The organism is Nocardioides sp. ChNu-99, from assembly GCF_029493445.1.
Classification (GTDB): Bacteria; Actinomycetota; Actinomycetes; order Propionibacteriales; family Nocardioidaceae; genus Nocardioides.
In genome coordinates, this window is record NZ_JAHWBL010000006.1 from 60,117 (window position 1) to 85,771 (window position 25,655).

At 74.8% G+C, this 25,655-nt stretch carries 26 protein-coding genes; 15 read left to right on the forward strand and 11 right to left on the reverse strand.

Annotation, left to right across the window (positions count from 1 at the left end; translation table 11 throughout):
• The first annotated feature begins 88 nt into the window (after positions 1–88).
• Positions 89–1,687 (forward strand): ribosomal protection-like ABC-F family protein, encoded by a 1,599-nt coding sequence (gene abc-f, locus KK617_RS03780; RefSeq protein ID WP_277498189.1) that lies wholly within the window; start codon positions 89–91, stop codon positions 1,685–1,687.
• On the opposite strand, the gene KK617_RS03785 is transcribed toward abc-f, so the two are convergent.
• Complete coding sequence (locus KK617_RS03785; RefSeq protein ID WP_277498190.1) at positions 1,660–3,282, reverse strand: adenylate/guanylate cyclase domain-containing protein; 1,623 nt, start codon at positions 3,280–3,282, stop codon at positions 1,660–1,662. The two genes, abc-f and KK617_RS03785, sit on opposite strands and share 28 nt — an antisense overlap.
• A gap of 82 nt (positions 3,283–3,364) precedes the next feature.
• On the opposite strand from KK617_RS03785, the gene KK617_RS03790 reads away from it, so the two are divergent.
• Positions 3,365–5,251: an ABC transporter ATP-binding protein gene (locus KK617_RS03790; protein WP_277498191.1), complete on the forward strand. Its 1,887-nt coding sequence runs from the start codon at positions 3,365–3,367 to the stop codon at positions 5,249–5,251.
• 6 nt (positions 5,252–5,257) lie between these two features.
• On the opposite strand, the gene KK617_RS03795 is transcribed toward KK617_RS03790, so the two are convergent.
• Positions 5,258–6,112, reverse strand: coding sequence for an SURF1 family protein (locus tag KK617_RS03795; RefSeq protein WP_277498193.1), 855 nt, complete (start codon positions 6,110–6,112; stop codon positions 5,258–5,260).
• A 44-nt stretch (positions 6,113–6,156) separates the two neighbouring features.
• Here KK617_RS03795 and moaA point away from each other — a divergent pair, with 44 nt between their 5' ends.
• Positions 6,157–7,197 (forward strand): GTP 3',8-cyclase MoaA, encoded by a 1,041-nt coding sequence (gene moaA, locus KK617_RS03800; RefSeq protein WP_277498195.1) that lies wholly within the window; start codon positions 6,157–6,159, stop codon positions 7,195–7,197.
• 28 nt (positions 7,198–7,225) lie between these two features.
• Here the strand turns inward: moaA and KK617_RS03805 are convergent, their stop codons facing one another.
• Positions 7,226–7,471, reverse strand: a complete 246-nt coding sequence (locus tag KK617_RS03805) for a hypothetical protein (protein WP_277498196.1) — start codon at positions 7,469–7,471, stop codon at positions 7,226–7,228.
• Entirely contained in the window at positions 7,468–7,926 is a 459-nt protein-coding gene (locus KK617_RS03810) for a DUF3099 domain-containing protein (RefSeq protein ID WP_277498197.1), read from the reverse strand. Before KK617_RS03810 ends, KK617_RS03805 begins: the two co-directional genes overlap by 4 nt.
• A 76-nt stretch (positions 7,927–8,002) precedes the next feature.
• Here KK617_RS03810 and KK617_RS03815 point away from each other — a divergent pair, with 76 nt between their 5' ends.
• From KK617_RS03815 to KK617_RS03830, 4 genes are all read left to right on the forward strand, one after another.
• Positions 8,003–8,215, forward strand: a complete 213-nt coding sequence (locus KK617_RS03815; RefSeq protein WP_277498198.1) for a dodecin — start codon at positions 8,003–8,005, stop codon at positions 8,213–8,215.
• 124 nt (positions 8,216–8,339) lie between these two features.
• Entirely contained in the window at positions 8,340–9,044 is a 705-nt protein-coding gene (gene fabG, locus KK617_RS03820; protein WP_301800921.1) for a 3-oxoacyl-[acyl-carrier-protein] reductase, read from the forward strand.
• Positions 9,045–9,131: 87 nt separating this feature from the next.
• Positions 9,132–9,902: an enoyl-ACP reductase FabI gene (gene fabI / locus KK617_RS03825; RefSeq protein WP_277498200.1), complete on the forward strand. Its 771-nt coding sequence runs from the start codon at positions 9,132–9,134 to the stop codon at positions 9,900–9,902.
• Between the two features lie 245 nt (positions 9,903–10,147).
• The gene (locus KK617_RS03830) at positions 10,148–10,678 is read left to right on the forward strand and encodes a histidine phosphatase family protein (protein WP_277498201.1); all 531 of its coding nucleotides are present in this window, start codon (positions 10,148–10,150) and stop codon (positions 10,676–10,678) included.
• Positions 10,679–10,685: 7 nt separating this feature from the next.
• Here the strand turns inward: KK617_RS03830 and serB are convergent, their stop codons facing one another.
• Both serB and KK617_RS03840 read right to left on the reverse strand, forming a co-directional pair.
• Complete coding sequence (serB, locus tag KK617_RS03835; protein WP_277498202.1) at positions 10,686–11,954, reverse strand: phosphoserine phosphatase SerB; 1,269 nt, start codon at positions 11,952–11,954, stop codon at positions 10,686–10,688.
• 113 nt (positions 11,955–12,067) lie between these two features.
• Positions 12,068–12,793, reverse strand: a complete 726-nt coding sequence (locus KK617_RS03840) for a hypothetical protein (RefSeq protein WP_277498203.1) — start codon at positions 12,791–12,793, stop codon at positions 12,068–12,070.
• 51 nt (positions 12,794–12,844) lie between these two features.
• Between KK617_RS03840 and KK617_RS03845 the strand changes: the two genes are divergently transcribed.
• Entirely contained in the window at positions 12,845–13,648 is an 804-nt protein-coding gene (locus tag KK617_RS03845; RefSeq protein WP_277498204.1) for an ABC transporter ATP-binding protein, read from the forward strand.
• On the forward strand, positions 13,645–14,415 hold the full coding sequence (locus KK617_RS03850; protein ID WP_277498206.1) for a sulfite exporter TauE/SafE family protein: 771 nt from the start codon (positions 13,645–13,647) through the stop codon (positions 14,413–14,415). Before KK617_RS03845 ends, KK617_RS03850 begins: the two co-directional genes overlap by 4 nt.
• Before the next feature lie 4 nt (positions 14,416–14,419).
• On the opposite strand, the gene KK617_RS03855 is transcribed toward KK617_RS03850, so the two are convergent.
• Both KK617_RS03855 and KK617_RS03860 read right to left on the reverse strand, forming a co-directional pair.
• Entirely contained in the window at positions 14,420–14,968 is a 549-nt protein-coding gene (locus KK617_RS03855; protein ID WP_277498208.1) for an RDD family protein, read from the reverse strand.
• Between the two features lie 70 nt (positions 14,969–15,038).
• Entirely contained in the window at positions 15,039–16,004 is a 966-nt protein-coding gene (locus KK617_RS03860; RefSeq protein ID WP_277498210.1) for an alpha/beta hydrolase, read from the reverse strand.
• Positions 16,005–16,091: 87 nt separating this feature from the next.
• On the opposite strand from KK617_RS03860, the gene KK617_RS03865 reads away from it, so the two are divergent.
• The 3 genes from KK617_RS03865 to KK617_RS03875 all read left to right on the forward strand — a co-directional run bounded on the left by KK617_RS03865 (position 16,092) and on the right by KK617_RS03875 (position 19,043).
• A complete protein-coding gene (locus KK617_RS03865; protein ID WP_277498211.1) occupies positions 16,092–17,192 on the forward strand; it encodes a PP2C family protein-serine/threonine phosphatase in 1,101 nt (366 codons plus the stop codon).
• A 61-nt stretch (positions 17,193–17,253) separates the two neighbouring features.
• Positions 17,254–18,408 carry an LLM class flavin-dependent oxidoreductase gene (locus KK617_RS03870; protein ID WP_277498212.1) on the forward strand — a complete coding sequence of 385 codons (1,155 nt, stop codon included), beginning with the start codon at positions 17,254–17,256 and terminating at the stop codon, positions 18,406–18,408.
• Positions 18,405–19,043 carry an FMN reductase gene (locus KK617_RS03875; protein ID WP_277498214.1) on the forward strand — a complete coding sequence of 213 codons (639 nt, stop codon included), beginning with the start codon at positions 18,405–18,407 and terminating at the stop codon, positions 19,041–19,043. The genes KK617_RS03870 and KK617_RS03875 overlap by 4 nt, the downstream gene beginning before the upstream one ends.
• A gap of 57 nt (positions 19,044–19,100) precedes the next feature.
• Here KK617_RS03875 and KK617_RS03880 read toward each other — a convergent pair whose 3' ends face one another.
• Positions 19,101–19,622 (reverse strand): YbhB/YbcL family Raf kinase inhibitor-like protein, encoded by a 522-nt coding sequence (locus KK617_RS03880; protein ID WP_277498216.1) that lies wholly within the window; start codon positions 19,620–19,622, stop codon positions 19,101–19,103.
• A 74-nt stretch (positions 19,623–19,696) separates the two neighbouring features.
• On the opposite strand from KK617_RS03880, the gene cobT reads away from it, so the two are divergent.
• Genes cobT through KK617_RS03895 form a run of 3 tightly spaced genes read left to right on the forward strand, consistent with a single transcriptional unit; the run spans position 19,697 to position 22,811 of the window.
• Positions 19,697–20,770 (forward strand): nicotinate-nucleotide--dimethylbenzimidazole phosphoribosyltransferase, encoded by a 1,074-nt coding sequence (gene cobT / locus KK617_RS03885; protein WP_277498218.1) that lies wholly within the window; start codon positions 19,697–19,699, stop codon positions 20,768–20,770.
• On the forward strand, positions 20,770–22,005 hold the full coding sequence (gene cobA, locus KK617_RS03890) for a uroporphyrinogen-III C-methyltransferase (protein ID WP_277498219.1): 1,236 nt from the start codon (positions 20,770–20,772) through the stop codon (positions 22,003–22,005). The genes cobT and cobA overlap by 1 nt, the downstream gene beginning before the upstream one ends.
• A 2-nt stretch (positions 22,006–22,007) precedes the next feature.
• Positions 22,008–22,811 (forward strand): RNA methyltransferase, encoded by an 804-nt coding sequence (locus tag KK617_RS03895; RefSeq protein WP_277498220.1) that lies wholly within the window; start codon positions 22,008–22,010, stop codon positions 22,809–22,811.
• A gap of 31 nt (positions 22,812–22,842) precedes the next feature.
• On the opposite strand, the gene KK617_RS03900 is transcribed toward KK617_RS03895, so the two are convergent.
• A complete protein-coding gene (locus tag KK617_RS03900) occupies positions 22,843–24,114 on the reverse strand; it encodes a DUF1501 domain-containing protein (protein WP_277498221.1) in 1,272 nt (423 codons plus the stop codon).
• Positions 24,115–24,127: 13 nt separating this feature from the next.
• Positions 24,128–25,546, reverse strand: coding sequence for a DUF1800 domain-containing protein (locus tag KK617_RS03905; protein WP_277498222.1), 1,419 nt, complete (start codon positions 25,544–25,546; stop codon positions 24,128–24,130).
• Positions 25,547–25,655 lie beyond the last annotated feature (109 nt).

Sequence of the window (25,655 nt, forward strand, 5' to 3'; positions counted from 1 at the left end):
CAGGCGCGTCGGGATGCCCCGGGGAGCGGCGTGCGCCACTCCCGTCGATGCGCGCGACCCGGGTGGGCCCGCGTAGGATCCCGGACCGATGATCACCGCACAGAACGTCGAAGTCCGTGCGGGTGCCCGCCTCCTGATGGAGAACGTCTCGTTCCGGGTGGCGGCCGGGGACAAGATCGGCCTCGTCGGCCGCAACGGCGCCGGCAAGACCACCCTCACGAAGATCCTGGCCGGCGACGCCCAGCCCGCCTCGGGCTCCGTCACGTCGTCGGGCGACGTCGGCTACCTGCCGCAGGACCCGCGCGTCGGGGACCCCGAGGTGCTCGCCCGCGACCGGATCCTCTCCGCGCGCGGGCTCGACGACGTCGTGCGCCGCCTGCGCGAGGCGGAGGAGCAGATGGCGTCGGCCGACCCCGACGTCGCCGACCGCGCCATGCGGCGCTGGTCCCGCGCCGACGCCGAGCTCCACGCCGGGGGCGGGTACGCCGCCGAGGCCGAGGCGGCGACGATCGCGGCCAGCCTCGGCATCCCCGACCGCATCCTCGGCCAGCAGCTCAAGACGCTCTCCGGCGGCCAGCGGCGCCGCGTCGAGCTCGCGCGCATCCTCTTCTCCGGCGCCGACGTGCTCATCCTCGACGAGCCGACGAACCACCTCGACGCCGACTCCATCGTGTGGCTGCGCGACTTCCTCAAGGCCCACCGCGGCGGCTTCATCGTCATCAGCCACGACAACGACCTGCTGGCCGAGACCGTCAACAAGGTGTTCCACCTCGACGCGAACCGCTGCGTCATCGACGTCTACAACATGGGCTGGAAGCACTACCTGACCCAGCGCGAGACCGACGAGAAGCGCCGCAAGCGCGAGCGGATGAACGCCGAGAACAAGGCGAAGACGCTCACCGACCAGGCCAACAAGATGCGGGCCAAGGCGTCGAAGGCGCAGGCCGCGCAGTCGATGCTCAAGCGCGCCGAGAAGATGATGGCCGGCCTCGAGGGCGAGCGTGCCGCCGACCGGGTCGCCAAGATCACCTTCCCGTCGCCCGCACCGTGCGGCAAGACGCCGCTCACGGCGGAGGGCCTCTCGCGGACCTACGGCTCGCTCGAGGTCTTCACCGACGTCGACCTGGCCATCGACAAGGGCTCGCGGGTCGTCATCCTCGGCCTCAACGGCGCCGGCAAGACGACGATGCTGCGCATCCTGGCCGGGGTGGACACGCCCGACTCGGGCTCCGTGGTCCCCGGTCACGGGCTCAAGGTCGGCTACTACGCGCAGGAGCACGAGACCCTCGACACCTCGCGCACCGTGCTGGAGAACATGCAGAGCGCGGCCCCGCAGCTCACCGACACCGAGGCCCGCTCGGTGCTGGGCTCGTTCCTCTTCTCCGGCGAGGACGCCCACAAGCCGGCCGGGGTGCTCTCCGGCGGCGAGAAGACCCGCCTGGCCCTGGCCTCGCTCGTGGTCTCCAGCGCCAACGTGCTGCTGCTCGACGAGCCGACGAACAACCTCGACCCCGCGTCGCGCGAGGAGGTGCTCGACGCGATCCGCCGCTACGAGGGCGCGATCGTGCTCGTCACCCACGACGAGGGCGCGGTGCTCGCGCTCGAGCCCGACCGCGTCCTCATCCTCCCCGACGGCGTCGAGGACCTCTGGAACGCGTCCTACGCCGAGCTGGTCTCGCTGGCCTGAGCCCGCGCCGCGGGCTCCTCGGCGGGCGCGGCAGGCTCATCGGCGGGCTCGTCGGCGACCGGTACGGCGAGCCGCGTCGGCGTCGCGCGCCCCCGCAGCACCTCGGTGCCGTCGGGGCGCCAGCGCGCCGCCTCGTCGGCGACCGCGGCGTCGACGCTCTCCGCCGCGGCGAGCACGAGGCCGGGGCGGCCCTTCGCCAGGTCGGTCAGCCGGGCCGCGGAGTTCACCGCGTCGCCGATCACCGTGTACTCGAACCGGCGCTCGGCGCCCACGTTCCCGGCCACGGCCTCCCCCGTAGCGACCCCGACGCCGGCCCGCAGCTCCGGCACCTCGACGGCGAGCCGCCGCGCCACGGTGCGGGCGGTGCGCAGGGCGGCCGTGGCGTGGTCCTCACGGGCCACGGGGGCGCCGAACACCGCGAGGACGGCGTCGCCCATGAACTTGTTGACGAGCCCGCCCGAGCGGTCGACCTCGTCGATGACGACCGCGCAGAACCGGTTGAGCAGGTCCACGACGGCGGTGGGCTCGCGCTCCGTGGCGAGCGTGGTGGAGCCCATGAGGTCGACGAAGAGGATGGACACGACGCGGGTCTCGCCGCCGAGCTCGACCTGCTGACGCAGGGCGGCGTCGGCGACGTCGGTGCCGACGTGGCGCCCGAACAGGTCGCGGATGCGCTCCCGCTCCCGCAGCCCCGCCGCCATCCGGTTGAACCCGGCCTGCAGGTGGCCCAGCTCCGTGGCGTCGTAGACGGGGACGGACACGTCGAGGTCGCCGGCCTCGACGCGCCGCAGGGCGCGCTGCACCGACGCGATCGGCCCGACGACGGCCCGTGAGGTCAGCGTCGTGATGTTGAGCCCGAACAGCAGCACGACACCACCCAGCACGAGGATGAGGATCGCCAGGCGGACGCGGTCGACCTGGTCGTCGCCGGCCAGCGAGAGCAGCGCGGCGAAGACGAGGGCCGTGACCGGGATGCCGGTGCCGAGCACCCAGAAGATGATGAGGCGTCGTCGTACGCCGGAGCCGCGCCCGACCGGCGGCAGCCCCTCGGCGAGCGCCCGGGCCGTGATGGGCCGCAGGACGAACTCGGTCCACAGGTAGGAGATCGCGCAGACCACGATGCCGGCGATCGCCACGGCGATCGACTCGGTGAGCGCGATGCTCGGCTGGGTGAGCAGCGAGAGCAGCGTGAAGAGCAGCACGGCGACGAACCACAGCGTGCCCTGGCGCACCATCACCGTGCGCGGGGCGCGCAGCGTCTCGTGCCGCTCCCGGTCGGTGGGGGAGCGGCCCTCCCGCGCCCACGCCAGGGAGCGCAGGAGCCGCCGCGTGATCCAGACCAGGCCCACGACGACCGCGAGCCCGACGTACACCGGCGTCGCGATGAAGTGCGCCAGCCGGAAGTCGCGGCCCAGCGGCTCGTCGGGGCGCACGAGCAGCAGGAGAGCGATGACGACCCCGGCACCGATGAGGTTGGCGGTCAGCAGGATGAAGGTGAGCAGGGCCTGCACCCGCACGCGCAGCACCTGCGGGCTCTGGTCGGGGGCGCCGAGCAGCCGCGAGCCGTAGGGGCTGCGGGCGTCGGCGCTGGTCACGGGTCGCATCGTAGGGTGCGGGGGACCCCGCGTGAGCGGGAACACGGCGGGGTGGTGGGGGGTTGTCACGAGCATGTCGGGGATGACCGGGATGGGTGCCGCGTGGCGTCACCTGCGCACCGACCGCTCGGCGGTCGGCACGCGGGTGGACCGCGCCGTCGTACGACGGGTGGTCGGCGCCGCGCGTCCCCACCGGCGGGTGCTCACGGCGTTCGCCGGCGTCACCGTGCTCGACGCGATGCTCGTCGTCGTCACCCCGCTGCTGGTGCAGCGGCTGGTGGACGACGGCGTGGTCGCGGGCGACGTGCAGGTCGTCGCCGTCGTCGCCGGTCTCATGGCCGTGGTGGCGCTCGTCGACGCCGCCCTCGGCGTGCTCGGCGGCTGGCTGTCGTCGCGCATCGGGGAGGGCCTCATCCTCGACCTGCGCACCCAGGTCTTCGCCCACGTGCAGCGCCAGGGCCTCGCCTTCTTCACGCGCACCCAGACCGGTGCCCTGGTCTCGCGGCTCAACAACGACGTCATCGGCGCGCAGCGCGCGTTCACCACGGTGCTGTCGAACGTCGTCGCCAACTCGGTGGCCGTCGTGGTCGTCGGCGTGACGATGGTGGCCCTGAGCTGGCAGGTGACGCTGCTGTGCCTCGTGATGTTCCCCGTGCTGTTCGGGGTGTCGCGCTGGGTGGGCGCCCGCCTGGCCGGGCTCACCCGCGAGCAGATGGACGGCAACGCCGACCTCGGCAACGTCATGACGGAGCGCTTCAACGTCGGCGGCGCGATGCTGCTGAAGCTGTTCGGGCGCCGGGGCGAGGAGGACGCGCTCTACGCGGCCAAGGCGACCCGGGTCCGCGACCTCGGCGTCCGCATCGCCCTGCTGACCCGCCTCTTCGCCTCGGTCATGATGCTCGTCCCGGCCATGGCGACCGCGCTCGTGTACGGCGTCGGCGGCTGGCTCGTGGTGCGGGGCGACCTGACGCTCGGCACGCTGCTCGCCCTGGCGACCCTGCTGCTGCGCCTCCTCGGGCCGATGCAGGGCCTGTCGAACGTGCGCATCGACGTGATGACGGCGCTGGTCAGCTTCGAGCGGGTCTTCGAGGTGCTCGACCTGCCGTCGACGGTGACGGAGCGGGCCGACGCGGTGCCGCTGCGGGTGGCGGACGGGAGCCGCGGGGTGCGGCTGGAGTTCGACCACGTCGGCTTCGCCTACCCGGACCCGTCGACGACGACGCTGGCCTCGCTCGAGGCGGTCGCCAGCCCCGACCGCGGCGCCGCCGCCGAGCCCGTGCTGCACGACATCACGTTCGTCGCCGAGCCCGGTCAGACGGTCGCCCTCGTCGGCCCCTCCGGCGCCGGCAAGACCACGATCACCCACCTGGTGGCCCGCCTGTACGACGCCACGTCCGGCACCGTGCGCGTCGCCGGCCACGACGTGCGCTCGGTGACGCTGGAGTCGTTGGAGGACGTGGTCGGCTACGTCACGCAGGACGCCCACATGTTCCACGACACGATCCGGGCGAACCTGCGCTACGCGCGGCCCGACGCGAGCGAGGAGCAGATCTGGGACGCCCTCGAGGCCGCCCGCATCGCCCCGCTGGTGCGCTCGCTGACCCACGGCCTCGACACCGTCGTGGGGGACCGGGGCTACCGGCTCTCCGGGGGCGAGCGCCAGCGGCTCGCGATCGCCCGGCTGCTGCTCAAGGCGCCGCCGCTGGTCGTGCTCGACGAGGCCACCGCCCACCTGGACGGCGAGTCCGAGCAGGCCGTGCAGCGGGCCCTCGACGCGGCGCTCGAGGGGCGGACCTCGCTCGTCATCGCCCACCGGCTCTCGACGGTGCGCAACGCCCACCGCATCCTCGTGGTCGACGACGGCCGCATCGTGCAGAGCGGCACCCACGCGGAGCTGCTGGCGCAGGGCGGGCTCTACGCCACGCTCCACGGCACCCAGCTGCGCGACGACGTCACGCCCGCCGGCTGACGGGCGTCAGGTGCGGGAGCGCTCCCGCTCGGCGCGGATGCGGGCCTGCACCTCGGCCTGCTTGCGCTCCTCCTCCTCGGCGCGGGCCCGGCGCTCGGCGCGCAGCCGGTCACGGCGGGCGGGTCCGCCGCGCCACTCGTCGTACGCGAGGTAGCAGAAGCCGAACACGGCGAGCAGGCCGAAGAACCACCACTGCAGCCCGTAGAAGAGGTGCGGGCCCTCGTCGAGCTCCGGCAGCGGCGGCGGGTCGAGGGGCTCGGCGGCCTCGGGGGACTCCTCGGCCAGGTCGACGAAGCCCGTGAGCACCTCGCGGTCCAGCGCCTCGCCGATGCGGGCCGAGGAGATCGAGCGCGTCGACTGCTGCGTGACCGCGGTGCTGCCGCCGTCGGTGGCGTCGCGCCGCACCCAGCCGGTCACGGTCACCTCGCCGGGCGGGGGAGCGGGCAGCGCGTCCGTGTCGGTGCCGCGCAGGCCCCCGCTGTTCTCCGTGGCCATCCAGCCGCGGTCGACGAGCAGGGAGGTGCCGTCGGCGAGGACGAGCGGGACGACGACGTCGACGCCCGGGGCGCTGTCACGGGTGCGGTAGCGGACCACCACGGAGTCCTCGACGGCGTAGGTGCCGGTCGCCGTCACCGCGGTCCACTCCTCGCCGGCGTCCACCGGCTCGCCGACGCCCAGCACGTCGGTCACCTCGACCGGCTCCCGACCCTCGTTGCGCTCCACGATCGAGTTGCGGTCGCGGCGGTCGTCGAGCCGGTGGAACTGCCACTGGCCCAGCACCCACGCCAGGTAGGTGAGCAGCACGACGGCGATCCCGAACAGGATCCAGCGCCGGGACAGCAGGAAGCGGAAGGAACCCACCTCCAGAGGCTATCCGGCGACCGTCCGCGACCTAGACTCGACTCATGAGCCAGTCCGTCGACCTCCCCCTGCTGCCCCGCGGCGCCGCGGGGGGTCTGGTCGACCGCCACGGCCGCACCGCGACCGACCTGCGCGTCTCCCTCACCGACCGCTGCAACCTGCGCTGCAGCTACTGCATGCCGCCCGAGGGCCTCGACTGGATGCCGGTCGAGCAGACGCTGACCGACGACGAGGTCGTCCGGCTGGTCGGCATCGGGGTGCACCACCTGGGCATCCGCGAGGTGCGCTTCACCGGGGGCGAGCCGTTGGTGCGGCGCGGGCTCGTCGACATCGTCACCCGGGTGCGCCGCGACGCGCCCGACGTCGACCTGTCGCTGACCACCAACGCGCTCGGCCTGGCGCGCACCGCGCAGGCCCTGGCCGACGCCGGGATCGACCGCGTCAACGTCAGCCTCGACAGCATCCGCCCCGACTCGTTCGCGAGGGTCACGCGTCGCGACCGCCTGCACGACGCGCTGGCGGGCGTCGAGGCCGCGGCCGCAGCGGGCCTGACGCCGGTCAAGATCAACGCGGTGCTGCTGCGCGGCATCAACGACGGCCAGGCCCCCGAGCTGACCCGGTGGGCGCTGGAGAACGGCTACGAGCTGCGGTTCATCGAGCAGATGCCGCTCGACGCCCAGCACGACTGGTCCCGCACCGAGATGGTCACGGCCGAGGAGATCCTGGCGTCCCTGCAGGCCGCGTTCACCGTGGTCCCCTCGGAGGAGGCCCGGGGCAGCGCGCCGGCCGAGCGGTTCCTCGTCGACACCGGCACCGTCCGGGGCGTCGTCGGGGTCATCGCGTCGGTCACGCGCCCGTTCTGCGGAGACTGCGACCGCGTGCGGATCACCGCCGACGGCCAGGTGCGCAACTGCCTGTTCGCCCGCTCCGAGTCGGACCTGCGGGCCGCCCTGCGCGGTGACGCCGACGACGCCGAGGTCGCCGAGCAGTGGCGGCGCGCCATGTGGACGAAGGCCGCGGGGCACGGCATCAACGACCCCAGCTTCCTGCAGCCGACGCGGTCCATGTCCGCCATCGGCGGCTGAGCCCAGCCCCCGAGCCCAGCCCCCGAGCTCAGCCCCCGGCCCGGTGGCCGGGCTCGGGGTCGGGCTCGTCGTCGGTCACGACCTCCGCCGCGGGCACGACGTCGCGCAGGAAGTCCCGCGCACCGAGGAAGTCCGACAGCGACGCCCGGTGGTCGTCGCAGGCCAACCAGATCTTGCGGCGCTCCGGGGTGTGCAGCCGCGGGTTGTTCCACCGCAGGGCCCACGTGGCGTCGGCACGGCAGCCGCGCGCGGAGCAGGTCGCGGGCGCGCTCACGCGCCGGCCCGGCCGCCCGCGGGCCGCTCGTCGAGGTCGTCGTCCCAGACCGGGTCGTCCCAGTCGACGTCGTCCCACGCGGAGTCGTCCCGGGAGCGGGGTGAGCCGGGTCCCGCGGCGACGTCGTCACCGGGGCCGATCCGCAACGTCTCGCCGGAGGCGGGCGGGAGCGCGTACGCGTCGACGGGCTCGATCTCGAAGTCCTCGCTCTGCTGGGAGGTGACGTTGGCCGCGACCACCGCGAAGTACGGCAGGAAGACGGCCCCGGCGAGCAGCACCCACCGCAGCCAGCCCGGGCCGACGGCGAAGGCGCCGAGGAAGCACAGGGTGCGCACGGACATCGCGATGAAGTAGCGGCGGCGGCGCTGGTCGAGCTCGTCGGTGGGGGAGACCGGGGCGGTGGTGATCCGGACGGCGTCGGCCTTCGGCGCGGTACGGCGGGGACGCGTCGGCATGTCCTCCACTGTACGTCGGTAGCATCACCCGACCCGGGCCGTGCTGGGCCGGACCCCGTCCCACGAGGAGACCACCATGACCAGCCGCACCTACCGCGTCACCGAGATCGTCGGCACCTCCCCCGACGGCATCGACCAGGCAGTCCGCAACGGCATCAACCGCGCCGGCGAGACGCTGCGCCACCTCGACTGGTTCGAGGTCACCCAGGTGCGCGGTCACGTCAAGGACGGGCAGGTCGACCACTTCCAGGTCTCGATGAAGGTCGGCTTCCGCCTCGAGGACCAGTGAGCACCGCCCGTCCGCCGCTGCGGGCCGTGCCGCCCGGCGTGACCGGGCGGCGGACGGGTTTTCCGGTACCTGTCGGTAAGCACTAGCGTCGCGGAGCGTGAGCGACGCAGAGCAGACCGGGCCGCTGGGCCGCACCGTCCTCGTCACCGGGGGCAACCGCGGCATCGGCCGCGCGATCGCCGAGGCCTTCCTCGCGCAGGGGGACCGGGTCGCGGTGACGACCCGGAACGGCGGCGCCCCCGAGGGGGCGCTCGACGTCCGCTGCGACGTCACGGACCCCGCGCAGGTGGACGCGGCCTTCGCACAGGTCGAGGCCGAGCTGGGGCCTGTCGAGGTGCTCGTCGCCAACGCCGGCATCACGAAGGACACGCTCCTGCTCCGCATGAGCGAGGACGACTGGTCCTCGGTCATCGAGACCAACCTCACGGGCACCTTCCGCCTGGTGAAGCGGGCCGCGAAGGGCATGCTGCGGCAGCGGCGCGGCCGCATCGTCCTCGTCTCCTCCGTCGTCGGCCTGCTGGGCTCGGCGGGCCAGGTCAACTACGCCGCCTCCAAGTCGGGTCTCGTCGGCCTCGCCCGCTCGACGGCGCGCGAGCTCGGCAGCCGCGGCATCACCGCCAACGTGGTGGCCCCCGGGTTCGTCGAGACCGACATGACCGACGTCCTCACCGACGCCCAGCGCGACGCCATCAGGACGCAGGTGCCGCTGGGCCGCTACGCCCACCCGGCGGAGGTCGCGGGCGCCGTCACGTGGCTGGCGAGCGAGCACGCGGCGTACGTGACCGGCGCCGTCATCCCCGTCGACGGCGGCCTCGGCATGGGGCACTGAGCGAGCCGCCCCGCTCGACCGCACCACCCCCCGCGCACGACCGGACCACCACCACCCGTCACGGGTAGAGAAGAGGACACGCAGCAGATGGGCATTCTCGAGGGCAGGCGCATCCTGGTCGCCGGCGTCACCATGGACTCCTCCATCGGCTTCGCGACCGCGAAGTTCGCGCAGGAGCAGGGTGCGACCGTGCTGATCTCCAACTTCGGCCGGGCGCTCGGCATCACGCGGCGCATCGCCAAGCGCCTGCCGGTCGAGCCCGCCGTGCTCGAGCTGGACGTGACCGATCCCGAGCACCTGGCGGGCCTCGAGGCGGCGGTGCGCGAGCACGTCGACGGCCTCGACGGCGTCGTGCACTCCATCGCCTACGGCAACCCCGAGACGCTGCTCGGCGGCAGGTTCCTCGACGGCCCGTGGGAGGACGTGGCGCAGGCGGTGCACGTGTCGGCGTACTCGCTGAAGTCGCTCGCCGTCGCCACCCGCCCGCTGCTCTCGCGCGGCTCCTCGGTCGTGGGTCTCACGTTCGACGCGACGGTGGCGTGGCCGGCGTACGACTGGATGGGCGTCGCGAAGGCGGGTCTGGAGTCCACCGCGCGCTACCTCGCCCGTGACCTCGGCGCCGACGGCATCCGCGTCAACCTGGTCTCCGCGGGGCCCCTCAAGACCCTGGCCGCGAAGGCCATCCCCGGCTTCGAGGACCTCGAGGCGCTGTGGGAGACCAAGGCGCCGCTGGGCTGGGACAACAAGGACCAGGAGCCGACGGCCCGGGCCGTGTGCGCCCTGCTCTCCGACCTGTTCCCGGCCACGAGCGGCGAGATCGTGCACGTCGACGGCGGCTTCCACGCCATGGGGGCCTGACCTCCGCGGAGCCGGTCGGCCGACGCGCTCCGGCGGAGGGACGCGGCACGGCGGTGGTGCCCCGGGATGCGGGGCACCACACCGAGCGCAGCTCCTCCCTCCCAGTCGGAGCTGCGGGCGTGGTGCCCCGGGAGGCTGAGCCTCCCTCCCATGAGAGCCCGCTCAGCCTACCGCAGGCCCCCTGACCCGGGCGTGACTCGACCGGTCGGGCGGACAGCGGGGCACGGTCGGTGGGACCATCGGGCGTGAGCTCCCCCCAGCCCGCGCCGACCCGGCGCCTCGTGATCCTGCGCCACGCCGAGGCCGCGCCGGCCGCGGCCTCCGACCACGACCGCGACCTGACGCCCGACGGGCGCGCCGCGGCAGCCGCCGCCGGACGGTGGCTGCTCGCCGAGCAGCACGCGCCGTCGGCGGCCCTCGTCTCCGACGCGCTGCGCACGCGCCGCACGTGGGAGGAGCTGGCGACCGCGGCCGGCTGGCTCGACGTGCCGGTCGAGCACGCGGCGCCGCTCTACTCCGCCGGCCCCGAGACGGCGCTGGACCTCGTGCGCGGGACGGACGGCGACGTCGCCACGCTGGTGCTCGTCGGGCACAACCCGACGGTCGCGTCGCTGGCCCACCTGCTGCACGACGGGCAGGGCAACGAGCGGGCGGCGGTGCGGATGGCGCAGGGGTACCCGCCCGCCGCCGTCACCGTCCTGGCCTGCCCGGTGCCGTGGTCGGAGCTGGCGTGGGGCGGGTGCCGGCTCGTGGACTTCCACGTCGCCGGCGCCTGAGGGCGGGTCAGGACAGGTCGGGCGACGGCGTGACGAAGCCGGCGGCCGCGTCGGCGGCCTCGATCTCCTCGCGGGAGATGCCGAGCAGGTAGAGGATCGTGTCGAGGTAGGGCACGTTGACCGACACCTCCGCCGCCTCGCGCACCGCGGGCTTGGCGTTGTAGGCGATGCCCAGCCCGGCGGTGCTCAGCATGTCGAGGTCGTTGGCGCCGTCACCGATCGCGATGACCGACTCCACCGACACCCCCACCTCGGCGGCGAACTGCCGCAGCGCGACGGCCTTGCCGGCGCGGTCGACGACCGGGCCCACGATGCGGCCGGTGAGCCGGCCGTCGACGATCTCGAGCTCGTTGGCCCGGGCGAAGTCGATGCCCAGCTCGGCAGCGAGGCGGTCGGTGACCTGGCTGAAGCCGCCCGAGACGATCGCGAAGCGGTAGCCCAGCCGCTTGAGCACCCGCACCATCGTGCGCGCGCCGGGCGCCAGGCGGATGCCCTCGTAGACCGCGTCGAGCGCCGTGGCCTCGACGCCCTCGAGGCGGGCGACCCGCTGGCGCAGCGACTCCTCGAAGTCGAGCTCGCCGCGCATGGCGGCCTCGGTCACCTCGGCGACCTCGCGCTCGCAGCCGGCGTGCGCGGCGAGCATCTCGATGACCTCGCCCTGGATGAGCGTGGAGTCGACGTCCATGACGATGAGGCGCATGCCGCGCCGCAGCAGGTCGGCGGGCTGCACGGCGACGTCGACGCCCTGGCGGGCGGCCTCGGCGGCGAGCGCGGCGCGCAGGTGCTCGGGGGCGGTGCCCGAGACGTGCAGGTCGATGGCGGTCACGGGGTAGCGGGCCATGCGCTCGATGCGGTCGATGTTCGCCCCGGTCTCCGCGATGCGCCCGGTGATGGCGGCCAGCGCCCCGGCGCGCAGGGGGGCCCCGATGACGGAGACGTGCACGCGACCGTCGCCCCGTCGCCGGTTGTCGCCCGTGCCCTGCTCGACGTCCACCTGCATCTCGAGCTCACCGGCGGCGCGGGTGATCTCGGCCCGCAGCCGCTCGACGTCGTCGGGTGCGGTGACGAGCACGCCGAGCACCATCCGGCCGCGGAGCACGATCTGCTCGACGTCGACCACGTCCACGTCGCCGGCGGCGAGGGTGGCCAGCACGGCGCTGGTCACGCCGGGGCGGTCCTTGCCGGTCAGGGTCACCAGGACCGTGTCGGTCGTGGGACCGGCGCCGCCGGGTACGGCGGACGGCTCCGGCTGGCGGGGGGCGGCGGGCTCGCTCATCGCGGCGAAGGCTACCGCCGGGGGACGGGTGCGCCGTACCCGGTGCGCGGCGCCGCGGTGGGTCCGGGCTGGGTCCGGGCTGGGTCCGGGCTGGGTCCGGGCTGGGTCCGGGGTCAGTCCGGGGGCCACGCCTCGGGGGAGGCGGCCGCGGTGAGGGCGTGGCGCGCGGCGCGGGCGAGGTCGTCGAGGGCCGCGCGGCGCGCGACGGTCTCGCCCAGGGTGACCGCGGCACCGTCGTCACCGGCGCCGAGCTCGGCGACGCGCAGCAGGCGCAGGCCGCGCGCGGCGAGCTGCACGCAGCGGGCCGGCACCCCGTCGGGGGCGTCGATGCGGGGCACGGCGGTGAGGTCCAGCAGGTCGTCGGCGAGGTCGGGGTTCCAGCGGGCGACGTCGAGCCGCGCCAGGCGCTCCGCCACCTCGAGCAGCGCGGCGCGCAGGGCGCGGTCGGCGGCACCGACGTCGGGGAGGGGACGGCGGGACGCGGGGTGCTGCTCCCACTCCACGGCGGCGCCCACGGCGACGGGCACCCAGCCGACGCCGGCGGCCGGCGCCAGGACGGCCTCGCCCGCGTCGATCGCCGCGGCGTTGAGCTCGCGGGGACCGCCGAGCCCGACGGGGTCGCCGGGGGCGGGGAACGCGGCACCCACCTCGTGGGCGCCGGCGCGGCGCAGGCCGCCGAGCACCTCGGCGGCGGTGGCCGGGTCCTCGCCGGGGGCGGCGAACACGTGGCGCACGCCGTGCTCGGCGAGCGCATCGAGCACGTCGTCGGCGGCCGCGCGCCCCCGCAGCCAGGCGGTTCCCCACCACGCGAACGTCAGCGAGACGGGCACGGCGATCACGCCCCGAGGGTACGGACCGGGCCGGCGCCGCCGGTCGATAGGGTGCTCGTCATGACCGCTGTGCTCGAGCTCGCCGACGTGACGGTCCGACGCGGGGAGGCGGTGCTGCTCGACCGCGTCACGTGGGTGGTGGACGAGGGCGAGCGGTGGGTCGTCCTCGGCCCGAACGGCGCGGGCAAGACGACGCTGCTGCAGATCGCCGCCGCCCAGCTGCACCCCACCGACGGCGCCGTCGGTCTCCTCGGCGAGCTGCTCGGCACGGTCGACGTCTTCGAGCTGCGTCCTCGGATCGGGGTGGCCAGCGCGGCGGTGGCCGAGCGCATCCCGCGGGGCGAGAAGGTGCGCGACCTCGTGCTCACGGCGGCGCACGGCGTCGTGGGGCGCTGGCGCGAGCAGTACGACGAGGTGGACGAGGCCCGCGCCGACGCGCTGCTGCGCGAGCTCAGCGTCGAGCACCTCGCCGACCGCGTCTTCGGCACCCTGAGCGAGGGCGAGCGCAAGCGCGTGCAGATCGCCCGGTCCCTGATGACCGACCCCGAGCTGCTGCTGCTCGACGAGCCCGCCGCCGGTCTCGACCTCGGCGGCCGCGAGGACCTCGTCAGCACGCTGTCCGTGCTCGCCTACGACCCCGACTCGCCGGCGACGGTCCTCGTCTCCCACCACGTCGAGGAGATCCCGCCCGGGTTCACCCACGCCCTCCTGCTGCGCCAGGGGCGCGTCGTGGCGGCCGGGCCGCTGGCCGAGACGCTCACCGAGGGGAACCTGTCCGCCACCTTCGACACCCCGCTGACCGTCGCCCTCGAGGAGGGCCGCTGGTCGGCGCGCCGTCGGACGCGCCGCCAGGCCGGCGCGTGAGCCCGCTCGAGCTGGTGGCGATCCTCGTCGCCGGCGCGGCGGCGGGCGCCATCAACACGGTGGTCGGCTCGGGCACGCTGATCACCTTCCCGACGCTGATCGCGCTCGGCGTGCCGCCCATCACGGCGAACGCCTCGAACACCATCGGGCTCGTGCCCGGCTCGCTCTCGGGCGCGTGGGGCTACCGGCGCGAGCTCGTGGGCCAGCGCGCCCGCCTGCTCCGCTTCGCGAGCGCCTCGGCGCTGGGCGGCGTGCTGGGCGCGGTGCTCCTCTTCACGCTCCCCGACGACGCGTTCGCCGCCATCGTCCCCGTGCTCATCCTGCTCGGGCTCGTGCTGGTGGTGACGGGCCCGCGGATCTCGAAGGCGATCGCCCGCCGTCGCGAGGAGCGGGGCGCGGGCGAGGTCCCGGAGCACGGCCCGCGCTGGCTGTGGCCGGTGGTGGCCCTGACGGGGGTGTACGGCGGCTACTTCGGCGCCGCCCAGGGCATCATCCTCATGGCGTTCCTGGGCATCGGGCTGCCCGAGACCCTGCAGCGCCTCAACGCGATGAAGAACCTGCTGGTGGCCCTCGTCAACGGCATCTCCGGCGTGCTGTTCGCGATCTTCGTCGACGTCGACTGGACGGTCGTGCTGCTCGTCGGCGTCGGCGCGGTCGTCGGGGCCCAGCTCGGTGCGCGGTACGGCCGCAAGCTGCCCGACCACGTCCTGCGCGGGTTCATCGTGGTCGTGGGCGTCGCCGCCCTCGCCGCGTTCCTGCTCGGCTGAGGGCTCAGCGCACCTTCATCACGTAGGTCTGCCGGGCGAACCGGTCGTGCACGCCCTGGCGCAGCCCCGGGTCGGAGGCGATGGACCAGGCGATGGCGGCGAGCACGACGACCTCGGCCAGCGACGCCAGCGCCGGACCCGCGAACGGCACGAGACCGAGCAGCGTCACCAGGTGGAAGGCGTTGCGCCGCAGGGACTGCGTCGGTGTGACCCTCGCCCCGCCCTGCCCGACGACCTGCAATCCCATGAGGGCCTTGCCAGGGGTGCGGCCGGTGGTGGTCTCGAAGAAGAGCTGGTAGCCCAGCGCGACCACCGCCAGGCTCACGGTCACCGTCGCCCCCGCGACCCAGGAGGCGACCGCGTCGCTGTCGGGCCCCAGGAGCAGCGCACGGACCAGCGGGCGCACGACGAGCCCGGCGACGACGGCGACGACCAGCCAGTCGACGAGGCGGGCCACGAGCCGGTCCACCAGGTCACCGGGACGGGGCGGGGGCGTGCCGCGCTCGGCCGGGTGGGGCACGCCGTACCCGCCGGGGGGAGGGAGGTGGCTCACGGTGGCTCCTTCCACGGCCGCCGCTCGGCGCCGCCCGTCCACCGTAGCCGCGGTCGTGGGACCGGTGCCGTCATCCTCCCCAGGCGGTCAGCCACCGCTCCAGCGCCCGGTAGACCTCGGCGCGGGCGGGGGCGCGGGAGAGCACGACGTCGTGCCGGGCGCCCGGCACGGTGACGAGCGTGAGGTGGCGGGCGCCGACGTACGGGGCCCACCGCTTGATCTGCTCCACGTCGAGCACGACGTCCGAGCTGTGCACGTCCTCGCTCATCTCGGCCGGCGAGGTGGTGCGGTCCGAGGACAGCACGAGCACGGGTACGGCGACCGCGAGCCCGCGGTGCAGCTCGGCGTGGGCGCGGCGCACCGCCCGCAGCCACCCGAGGCTGACGGGCAGCGACTCCAGGGGCTTCCAGCGCAGGTCGAAGTCGAACTCGCCCTCGTGGTCGCGGTGCAGGCTGCGGCCGTAGAGCCCGCTGACCGAGCGGGGGAGCACGCGGCGGGGCAGGACCGCGCCGAGGCGGTCGATCACCTGGGTGCCGACGGTGCGCATGAGCAGGGAGCCGCGCAGGTCGAACCAGGGGGAGTTGAGGACCAGCGCCGCGAGCCCGTGCGGGCGCCGGTCGTGGGCCCACAGCGCGAGGACGAGGCCGCCGGTGCTGTGCCCCGACGCGATGACCCGGGTGTGCCCGTCCCGCTCGACGATGCGCTCCCACGCGGCGTCGAGGTCCCCGTGGTACTCACGGAGGTCGGCGACGAACGCCGGTGTCTGGTGCTCGCGCAGCGACCGGCCGTACTTGCGCAGGTCGACCGCGTAGACGTCGTAGCCCTGCTCGGCCCACCAGTCGGCGTACTCGGTGTGGAAGAAGTAGTCGCAGAAGCCGTGCACGTGCAGCAGGGCACCGCGGGCGGTGCCGACGGCGGGCCGGTGGACGAGGGTGGTGACGACCTCGCCCTCGTCGTCGGGGGGCAGGGGGATGGTCTCCGCGGTGTACGGCGCACCCAGCAGGTCGGGGACGGCCCCGGTCACGGCGTGGCTCATGCGCCCCATGATGGCAGCGGCGGGGCGCCCGCGGCGCGCCCGCCTCGACGTGGGCGGGCCGGGCCCGGCACCCGTAGTCTCGCTCCGGTGAGCACCACGACCCGGGCACGGCGCGTCGCGACGACGTACGTGCGCGACGGGGTGGGGCGGTGGCGCTCCGGCTCCAGCGCGGGGCAGGCCTGGGTGGTGGGCGTGCTGGCCGCCGGCGTGGCCTGCTGCCTCGCGGTCTCGCTCGTCGACTACGACCTGATGCCGGTCGCGGCGTACATCGTGTGGCTGCTCGCGGGCACGGCGCTGCTGCGGTTCTGGCCGCTGGTGGTGCACGCGCTCGTCTGCCTGGTCGCGGGGGTGACGGCCGTGCTGGTCGACGGGTCCTTCGGGGGCGCCCGCACGTCGTCACTGGTCGCGATGCTCGTCGCCGTGGGCCTGACGCTGCTGCACGGGCGACGCCAGCGCACCGGGCTGCCGAGCCTGATGAGCGAGGGCCTCCTGGTCGACCTGCGGGACCGGCTGCAGGCGCAGAGCACCGTGCCGCCGCTCCCGACCGGGTGGCGGGCGGAGTCGGCGATGCGCCCGGCGCACGGGGTGGCGTACGCCGGGGACTTCCTCGTCGCCGAGCTCGACGAGGACGGGCGTCACCTCGAGATGATCCTCGTCGACGTGTGCGGCAAGGGCCTGGCGGCGGGCACGCAGGCCCTCCAGTTCGCGGGCGCCCTCGGCGGGCTGCTCGGCGCGCTGCCGCCGGTCGCGCTGATGTCGGCGGCCAACGCGTTCCTGCTGCGGCAGGGGGACGACGAGTCGTTCGCGACCGCGGTGCACGTGCGGATCCACCTGACCTCGGGCGCCTACGGCATCGTCAGCGCCGGCCACCCGCCGGCGCTGCGGTACGACGCGGCGAGCGGCAGCTGGGTGGCCGACCACGCGCGGGGGACCGCGCTCGGGGTGGACCACCGCCCCGAGCTGGTGACGAGCACCGGGACCCTCGCGGCGGGCGAGGGGCTGATGTTCTACACCGACGGCGTCATCGAGTCGCGGGACGCCGACCTCGGCGTCGGGCTCGACTGGCTGCGCGCCACGGCGGCGGAGGAGGTGGCCCGCCGCGGCTTCCCGGGCGTGGCGCGACGGATCGTGGACCAGGTCGCGCGGGGCGACGACGACCGCGCGGTGCTGGTGCTGCACCGGGAATAGCCCGGCGGGCCCGGTCGTTCCCGTGATAGTTTCGCTTTCAACTACACGAGGAGTGAGCGACATGCAGATCGGGATCTTCACGGTCGGCGACGTGACCGCCGACCCCACCACGGGGCGCACGCCGAGCGAGCACGAGCGGATCAAGGCGACCGTGGCGATCGCGCGCAAGGCCGAGGAGATCGGTCTCGACGTGTTCGCGACCGGCGAGCACCACAACCCGCCGTTCATCTCGTCGAACCCCACCGCGACGCTCGCCTACGTCGGCGCGCAGACCGAGCGGATCATCCTCTCGACCGCCACGACGCTGATCACGACGACGGACCCGGTGCTCATCGCCGAGGACTACGCCAAGATCCAGCACCTCACCGACGGCCGCGTCGACCTCATGATGGGGCGCGGCAACACCGGCCCCGTCTACCCCTGGTTCGGCAAGGACATCCGCCGCGGCCTCGAGCTCGCCATCGAGAACTACGCGCTGCTGCACCGCCTGTGGCGCGAGGACGTCGTGGACTGGGAGGGGAAGTTCCGCACCCCGCTCCAGGGCTACACCTCGACGCCGCGCCCGCTCGACGGCGTACCCCCGTTCGTGTGGCACGGCTCGATCCGCAGCCCTGAGATCGCCGAGCAGGCGGCCTACTACGGCGACGGCTTCTTCCACAACCACATCTTCTGGCCGGCGTCGCACACGCGGCAGATGGTGGCGCTCTACCGCCGCCGGTTCGAGCACTACGGCCACGGCAGCGCCGACCAGGCGATCGTCGGGCTCGGCGGGCAGTTCTTCATGCGCCGCAACAGCCAGGACGCGGTGCGGGAGTTCCGCCCGTACTTCGACAACGCCCCGGTCTACGGCCACGGCCCGTCGCTGGAGGACTTCACCTCGCAGACGCCGCTGACGGTCGGGTCGCCGCAGGAGGTGCTGGAGCGCACGCTGTCGTTCCGCGACTACGTCGGGCACTACCAGCGCCAGCTGTTCCTCGTCGACCACGCCGGGCTGCCGCTGAAGACGGTGCTCGAGCAGCTCGACCTGCTGGGCGAGATCCTGCCGGAGATGCGCAAGGGCTTCGCCGAGGGCCGGCCCGCACACGTGCCCGACGCGCCGACCCACGGCTCTCTCGTGGCCGCGGCCGGCGGCGCCCGGGACACGACGGTGCACGCCACCGACGACGTCACCGGTCACCGCGTGGAGGACGACGCCCCCGTGCAGGCGACGGCATGACCCGCGTCGTCGTCGTCACCGCCGGGCTCTCGCAGCCGTCGTCGACGCGTCTGCTCGCCGACCGCCTCGCCGACGCCGTCACCGCGGCGCTGGCGGAGCGGGGCGAGCGGGTCGAGCTCGACGTCGTCGAGCTGCGCGACCACGCCCACGCGCTGGCCGACCACCTGCTGACCGGCTTCGCGAGCGGCGACCTCGCCGAGGCGATCGGCGCGGTGGCGCGCGCCGACGCCCTGGTGGTCGTCACGCCGGTGTTCAGCGCGTCGTACTCGGGGCTGTTCAAGACGTTCTTCGACGTGCTGGAGCCCGAGACGCTGGCGGGTACGCCGGTGCTGCTGGCCGCCACCGCGGGCACGCCGCGGCACTCGCTCGTGCTGGAGCACGCGCTGCGGCCGCTGTTCGCCTACCTGCGCGCCACCACCGTGCCGACGGCCGTCTTCGCGGCGACGGAGGACTTCGGTGCCGGCGACGGCCACCTGGCCTCCCGGGTGCACCGGGCCGCCGGCGAGCTCGCCGACCTGGCCGCGGGCACCCGTCGTACGACGCCGCGCCGCCAGGCCGCGCTGCCCGCCGCCGACGATGAGTTCGGCGAGGTCATCCCCTTCGAGCAGCTGCTGCGGGGCTCCGACCCGCGGTGAGGGTGGGGTGGCGGGTTCCCCGGTGCACCGGGGAACCCGCCACGAAGCCCAGCCCGCTCAGTGGCGGTAGGTGCCGTGGAGGATCGCGCGGCCGAGGGTCTTGAACGCCAGGTGGAAGGACACGACGGCGGGGGAGGCGTCGGCGTCGACGCCGAGCGACTCCTCTCCGACGGCGTGCACGACGAAGTAGTAGCGGTGCACCTGGTCGCCCTGGGGCGGGGCGGCGCCCATGAAGCCCTGGGTGCCGCCGTCGTTGCGCACGTGGAACGAGGAGCCCGGCAGCTCGCCGGCGGCCGCGCCGGTGTCCAGCGAGGTGACGGACGCCGGCAGGTCGACGAGCACCCAGTGCCAGAACCCGCTGGGGGTGGGCGCATCGGGGTCGAAGCAGGTGACGACGTAGGACTTCGTGCCCTCCGGCGCGCCGCTCCAGGACAGCTGCGGCGAGGTGTTGCCGAGCGCGGCGACCTGGTCGTCCTTCAGCGGCTGGCCGTCGGTGACGTCCGTGCTGGTCACCGTGAACGACGCCGCGGCGGGCAGGAGGGTGTACGGGTCGGGGCTGACGGGGCGTTCGAGACTCATGTCACGAACCTAGCCAGCGTTCCCAGGGTGGACCACGACGTCCGCCGCGGCGGTCGTCGGGGAGAATGCCCGCCGTGCCACTTCTGGAGGAGACCCTCGCCCGCATCGTCCCGCCGGACGCCGGGGCCCGTCGCGACGCCGCGGAGCGCCAGGCCCAGCTGACCAAGCCGGCGGGCGCCCTCGGTGTCCTGGAGGACCTGTCGGTGCAGCTGGCCGGCATCGCGCGCACCTGCCCGCCGCCGGCCCCGGCGCGCCCGGTGGTCGCCGTCTTCGCGGGGGACCACGGCGTCCTGGCCCAGGGCGTCTCACCGTGGCCGGCCGAGGTGACGCTGGGCATGGTGGAGAACTTCCGCGCCGGTGGGGCCGCGGTCAACGTGCTGGCCCGCTCCTGCGGCGCCGAGGTCGTGGTCGTCGACGTCGGGGTGGCCTCGCCGGTCGCGGCCGACGCGGTGGTCTGGGACCGGAACGTACGGCGGGGGACCGCCGACCTGCGCACCGGCGCCGCGATGCGCCCCGACGAGGCCCGCGCCGCGCTCGAGGTGGGGATCACGGTCGCCACCGAGCTGGTCGGGCGGGGCCACGACGTGCTGCTGACTGGTGACATGGGCATCGGCAACACGACACCCTCCGCCTGCCTCGTCGCGGCGCTCGCGGGGGTCGACCCGGCGGTCGCCACCGGGCGCGGCACGGGTGTCGACGACGCCACCCTGGCCCTCAAGACCCAGGTGGTCGCCGACGCGCTGGCGCGGCTCGCCGCGAGCGGCGCCGGCCCCGCCGCCGACCCGCTCACGACGCTCGCGGAGGTCGGCGGCCTGGAGCACGCGGCGCTGGCGGGCTACCTGCTCGGCGGCGCCGCGGCCGGCGTACCCGTCGTGCTCGACGGCTACATCGCCGGCTCGGCCGCGCTCGTCGCGCAGGCGCTGGCGCCCGAGGTCACCGCCTACCTCGTCGCCGGGCACCGCTCCGCCGAGCAGGGCCACACCGCGGCCCTGGCCCACCTCGGCCTGCGTCCGCTCGTCGACCTCGACCTGCGCCTCGGCGAGGGCAGCGGCGCCGCCCTGGCGCTCCCGCTCGTGCGCAGCGCGGCGCTCGTGCTCGCCGAGATGGCGACCTTCGACTCCGCGGGCGTGGCCCGCAAGGAGGCGTGATGGGCACCCGGGCCGACGAGCACCCGCCGTACCCGGTCGGGCTGCGCCTCACCGGCCGCCGCGTGCTCGTGGTGGGCGGCGGGCACGTCGCCCAGCGCCGCGTGCCGGCGCTCATCGCCGCCGGTGCCCGCGTGCACGTCGTCTCGCCGGTGCTCACCCCCGCCCTCGAGGGGATGCTGGCCGAGCTCACGTGGCGCGAGGGCCGGTTCACCCCGTCCGACCTCGACGGCGCCTGGTACGCCATCGCCACCACCGACGACCCGGAGGTCAATCACGCGGTGATCGAGGCGGCCGAGGAGCGCCGCATCTTCTGCGTGCGCGCCGACGACGCCCGCGAGGCCTCCGCCTGGACGCCCGCGGTGGGCCGCCACGGCGGCGTCACGGTCGCGGTCCTCGCCAACCGCGACCCCCGCCGTTCCTCGGCGCTGCGCGACGAGGTCGTCGCCGCCCTCGTCGACGGGCGCCTCGCCGTCGCCGGCACGGCCGACACCACGCCCGGCGTGGTGCTCGTCGGTGGCGGACCCGGCGACCCGACCCTCGTCACCGTCGCCGCCCGCCAGGCGCTGGCGTCCGCGGACGTCGTCGTCGCCGACCGGCTCGCCCCGCGCGAGCTGCTCGACGAGCTGGCCCCCCACGTCGAGCTCGTCGACGTCGCCAAGCTGCCCCGCGGCCGGGCCGCGAGCCAGGATGCCATCAACGCGGTGCTCGTCGACCGCGCCCGGGCCGGCAAGCGGGTCGTGCGGTTCAAGGGCGGCGACAACTTCGTCTTCGGCCGCGGCTACGAGGAGATCCAGGCCTGCCGCGCCGCGGGCGTGCCCGTCACGGTCATCCCCGGGCTGTCCTCCTCCATCTCGGTGCCCGGCGTCGCCGGCATCCCCGTGACCCACCGCGGGGTCGCCCACGAGTTCACGGTCATCTCCGGCCACATCCCGCCGGGCCACCCCGACTCCCTCGTCGCCTGGGACGCCCTGGCCCGGCTCCGCGGCACCCTGGTGCTGCTCATGGCGGTCGCCAACGCGGGCGCCATCGCCGAGGCCCTGGTGGCCGGCGGCCGCGACGCCGGCACCCCGGTCGCCGTCGTGGCCGAGGGCACGATGCCGGAGGAGCGCACCGTGCTGAGCACGCTGGGCACCCTCGCCGACGACATCGCCACCCAGGGCGTGCGCCCGCCGGCCATCATCGTGGTCGGCGAGGTGGTCGCGGTCGCGCACCCCGAGCGGTACGGCGAGGGCTGAGCATGGCGACCCTCGTCGAGGTCGACGCGGCGGACGACCCACGCCTGGCCGACTACCGCGACCTGCGCGACGTCAGCCTGCGCAAGCACGTCGAGGCCACCCACGGCCTCTTCCTCGCCGAGGGGGAGAAGGTGGTGCGCCGCTCCGTCGAGGCCGGCCACGTGCCGCGCTCGTTCCTCATGGCGCCCCGCTGGCTCGACGGGCTCGCCGACGTGCTGGCCACGACCGACGCGCCCTGCTACGTGGTCTCCGAGCAGCTCGCCGAGGAGGTCACCGGATTCCACGTCCACCGGGGCGCGCTGGCGTCGCTCGAGCGGCAGCCGCTGCCGCCGCTGGCCGACGTGCTCGCCGGCGCACGCTCGGTGCTCGTGCTGGAGGAGGTCGTCGACCACACCAACGTCGGCGCGATCTTCCGCAGCGGCGCCGCGCTCGGCTTCGACGCGGTCGTGCTCGCCCCGCGCTGCGCCGACCCGCTCTACCGCCGGGCGATCAAGGTCGCGATGGGGGCCGTCTTCTCCCTGCCCTGGACGCGCCTCGACGACTGGTACGACGCGCTGCCGCTGCTGTCGTCGTACGGCTTCACCACCGTGGCGCTCACCCTGGCCGACGACGCCGTCGACGTGGAGGAGGCGGTGCGCGGTGTCGACCGGCTCGCGCTCGTGCTCGGCTCCGAGGGCCACGGGCTGTCGGAGCGCTGGCAGGCCACGGCGGACCGGCGCGCCGTCATCCCGATGCACCACGGCATCGACTCGCTCAACGTGGCCGCCGCGAGCGCGGTGGCCTGCTACGTCGCCGCGCGCCGCTGAGCCGACCTCAGCGCCGGCCTCAGCGCCGACCTCAGAGCATGACCCCCACGCGGGTCGGCGTGAAGCCCGGGAAGACCTGGGCGGTGCTGGCCCCGAAGCGGCGCGAGACGACCTCGGCGAGCACGCTGCGGTAGTCGGTGGTCACCAGCAGGTCGGCGTCCGCGGTGTCGGTGAGCCCGGGCCACGAGCCGAGGTAGCGCCCGCCGCGCACACCCGCGCCGGCCAGCAGCATGACGTTGCCGTAGCCGTGGTCGAGGCCGTAGTTGTCGTTCTCGCGCACCCGGCGGCCGAACTCGCTGAGCGTCACCAGCGTGACCTTGTCGCCCAGCGCCCCGAGGTCGGTGAAGAAGGCCGCCATCGCGCCCGCGAGGTCGGCGACGTTGCGCTGCATGCCGCCCCAGCTCAGCGTGCCGAGGTCGGTGTGCATGTCCCAGTCGCCCTGGTCGACCGTGACGACCTTCGTGCCGACGTCGCCGCGGACCACCTGGGCGACGTGGCGCAGGGCCTTGCCGAGGTCGGTGTTCGGGTACGTCGCACCGTTGGCGGGGGTCGTGGGCAGCGCCCTGACGGGGGCGAAGTCGTCGACGGCCGCGAGCGCGGAGCGCACGCCGGTGCCGAGGGCCGAGGAGTCCGCGCCCCACAGCGACTGGATGGAGCGGCGCCGCCCGCCGAAGGTGTCCCACTGGTCGGCGCCGGCGAGCTGGAGGGACGCGGGGTCCCGCATCGCGGAGACCGCCTCGGCGCCGTACAGCGACGTGGGCACCATGCCGTCGCCCACGGCGACGCCGTCGAGCGGGTGGGTCGAGGCGTCCTGGCCGAGCAGGCGGTTGAGCCAGCCCTCGCGCGTCGTGCTGCCGGCCGTGGCGTCCTCCACCTCCTCCATCGCGGCGAAGTGCGAGCGGTTGGGGGCCGGCAGGCCGGTGGCGTGCACGGCGGCGAGCTTGCCGGCGGTCCACATCGGCAGCAGGGGCGCGAAGCCCGGGTGCAGGCCGAACATGGCGTCCTTGGCCAGCAGCCGCTCGGCGGGGACGGCGATGCGCGGCCGGGCGCGGTAGTAGACCGGGTCGGCGTGGGGCACGACGAGCGACAGCCCGTCGGCGGCCCCGCGCAGGGAGAGCACGACGAGGACCTTGTCGCTGGGCGTGGTGCCCGCCGCGGCGTACCCGGCGGAGACGTTGACCACCGCACCGCCGAAGGTGGCGGCGGCGCCGGCGAGCAGGGCGCCGCGCAGCAGGGTGCGCCGCGAGACGCCGGCGAACTCGTCGCAGCAGGCGGGGGCGGTGGCGGGACGGGGCTGGTTCACGGGGGTGCTCCGCTCAGCGCGTGAGGTGGTGGGGGGAGTCGAGCAGGATGGCCAGGAGCCGGTTGAACTCCCACTTGACCAGGGCGTGCGTCGCCGTGACGACCGTCGAGGGCTGGTAGCCCGTCGCCTCGCAGCACGCCTGCAGCAGCGCCGGCGTCGAGGGCGCGCCGAGCATCCGGCCGCAGAGGTGGTCGACGAGCTGCGCGAACGTGAGCGATGCCTGGGGGAGCCAGTCGGTGGGGGCCGCGTAGGCGATGTCGGTCTTGGGCCACCACCGGCCGGCCGCGCTCCAGTGGAAGGAGAACGAGGCCAGCGCGCGCGAGCCGGAGCTCCACGACGCGTTGTCGATCGGGGGACCGTCGGGCCGCGGCCAGCTGAACGGGCTGGAGCCGAGCGCGGTCGCCTGCCACAGCAGCTGGTTCACCGCCGAGCCGTCGGCCGTCGGTCGCGCGAGGGTGGCGCCGAGCGCGCGGTAGGTGCCCACGACGTCCTCGCCCGGGTCGCGCACCTTGCGCCCCGCCGACGCGAGGAACTCCGGGCGGGCCACGAGGGCCCGCAGCACCGCGGTGATGCTGGTGCCGCTGGCGAGGTAGACCGACGCGAGGTGGTCGACGAGGGCCGCGGGCGGGGAGTCCTGCACCAGCTTGGTCGCGATGCGCCGGCACACGCGCCGCGCGGTCGCGGGGTGGCGGGCGAGGTAGGTCAGGTAGGCCCGCGTCACGGCCCGGCCGTCGGGGTCGGCGTTCGGGTGGGAGAAGCCCATGACGCGGACGGGGCCCGTCGCGTGGTCCGTCGGCCGGTAGCTGGCGGCCCACGTCTTCCACACGTCGACGCGGTAGCCGGTGAGGATGCGGGCGGAGTCCTTGACGTCGGCCTCGGTGTAGTTGCCGCGGCCCACCGTGTGCAGCTCGAGCAGCTCCCGGCCGAGGTTCTCGTTCGGGCGGGTCTTCGTCGAGATGGCGTTGTCGAGGAAGAGCCCCATGGCGGGGTGCGTGGTGGCCGTGATGAGCAGGTCGGTGAAGGTGCCCAGGGCGCGGGCACGCAGCGCGTCGCCGTACGACGTGCGGTGCACGAAGTGCGAGTCCCCGTTGACCGGCACGTGGAAGTGGCCCTCCCACAGCTCGGCCATCAGCTCGTGCACCTGCCGCTGGGACGTGAGGCGCCGCATCATCAGCCAGCGCGCGTAGTCGGCCATCACGACCCAGCCGTGCTCGATCTCCGCGACCTGGCGCTCCCACAGGTCGCTCGGCGTGCGGTTCAGCGAGGGCCACCAGGCGCGCAGGCCGTCGGCCGCCGCGTCGGGGATCGACGAGGGGCGCAGCTGGCGCTCGAACCAGGCGCGCCGGCCGCCGGCGGCCGCCATCTCCGCGGCCAGGGCGGGCGTGTAGCCGTAGGTCAGCCGGCGGGCGAAGTGCAGCGAGGCAGGGTCCAACGGGGCCGCCCCGGGGTACCGCTGCGGTGTGTACGACGAGGCTGCCGCGGGCGCGACGCTGCCTGCGCTGGCGCGCGCGCTGGTGCGTCCGGCCGGCGGTGCGACGGAG

Coding starts and splice junctions, on each gene's coding strand:
- abc-f (WP_277498189.1), top strand. CDS start 89: ATGATCACCGCACAGAACGTCGAAGTCCGTGCGGGTGCCCGCCTCCTG.
- KK617_RS03790 (WP_277498191.1), top strand. CDS start 3,365: ATGACCGGGATGGGTGCCGCGTGGCGTCACCTGCGCACCGACCGCTCG.
- moaA (WP_277498195.1), top strand. CDS start 6,157: ATGAGCCAGTCCGTCGACCTCCCCCTGCTGCCCCGCGGCGCCGCGGGG.
- KK617_RS03810 (WP_277498197.1), bottom strand. CDS start 7,926: ATGCCGACGCGTCCCCGCCGTACCGCGCCGAAGGCCGACGCCGTCCGG.
- KK617_RS03815 (WP_277498198.1), top strand. CDS start 8,003: ATGACCAGCCGCACCTACCGCGTCACCGAGATCGTCGGCACCTCCCCC.
- fabI (WP_277498200.1), top strand. CDS start 9,132: ATGGGCATTCTCGAGGGCAGGCGCATCCTGGTCGCCGGCGTCACCATG.
- serB (WP_277498202.1), bottom strand. CDS start 11,954: ATGAGCGAGCCCGCCGCCCCCCGCCAGCCGGAGCCGTCCGCCGTACCC.
- KK617_RS03845 (WP_277498204.1), top strand. CDS start 12,845: ATGACCGCTGTGCTCGAGCTCGCCGACGTGACGGTCCGACGCGGGGAG.
- KK617_RS03860 (WP_277498210.1), bottom strand. CDS start 16,004: ATGAGCCACGCCGTGACCGGGGCCGTCCCCGACCTGCTGGGTGCGCCG.
- KK617_RS03870 (WP_277498212.1), top strand. CDS start 17,254: ATGCAGATCGGGATCTTCACGGTCGGCGACGTGACCGCCGACCCCACC.
- KK617_RS03875 (WP_277498214.1), top strand. CDS start 18,405: ATGACCCGCGTCGTCGTCGTCACCGCCGGGCTCTCGCAGCCGTCGTCG.
- KK617_RS03880 (WP_277498216.1), bottom strand. CDS start 19,622: ATGAGTCTCGAACGCCCCGTCAGCCCCGACCCGTACACCCTCCTGCCC.
- cobA (WP_277498219.1), top strand. CDS start 20,770: ATGGGCACCCGGGCCGACGAGCACCCGCCGTACCCGGTCGGGCTGCGC.
- KK617_RS03895 (WP_277498220.1), top strand. CDS start 22,008: ATGGCGACCCTCGTCGAGGTCGACGCGGCGGACGACCCACGCCTGGCC.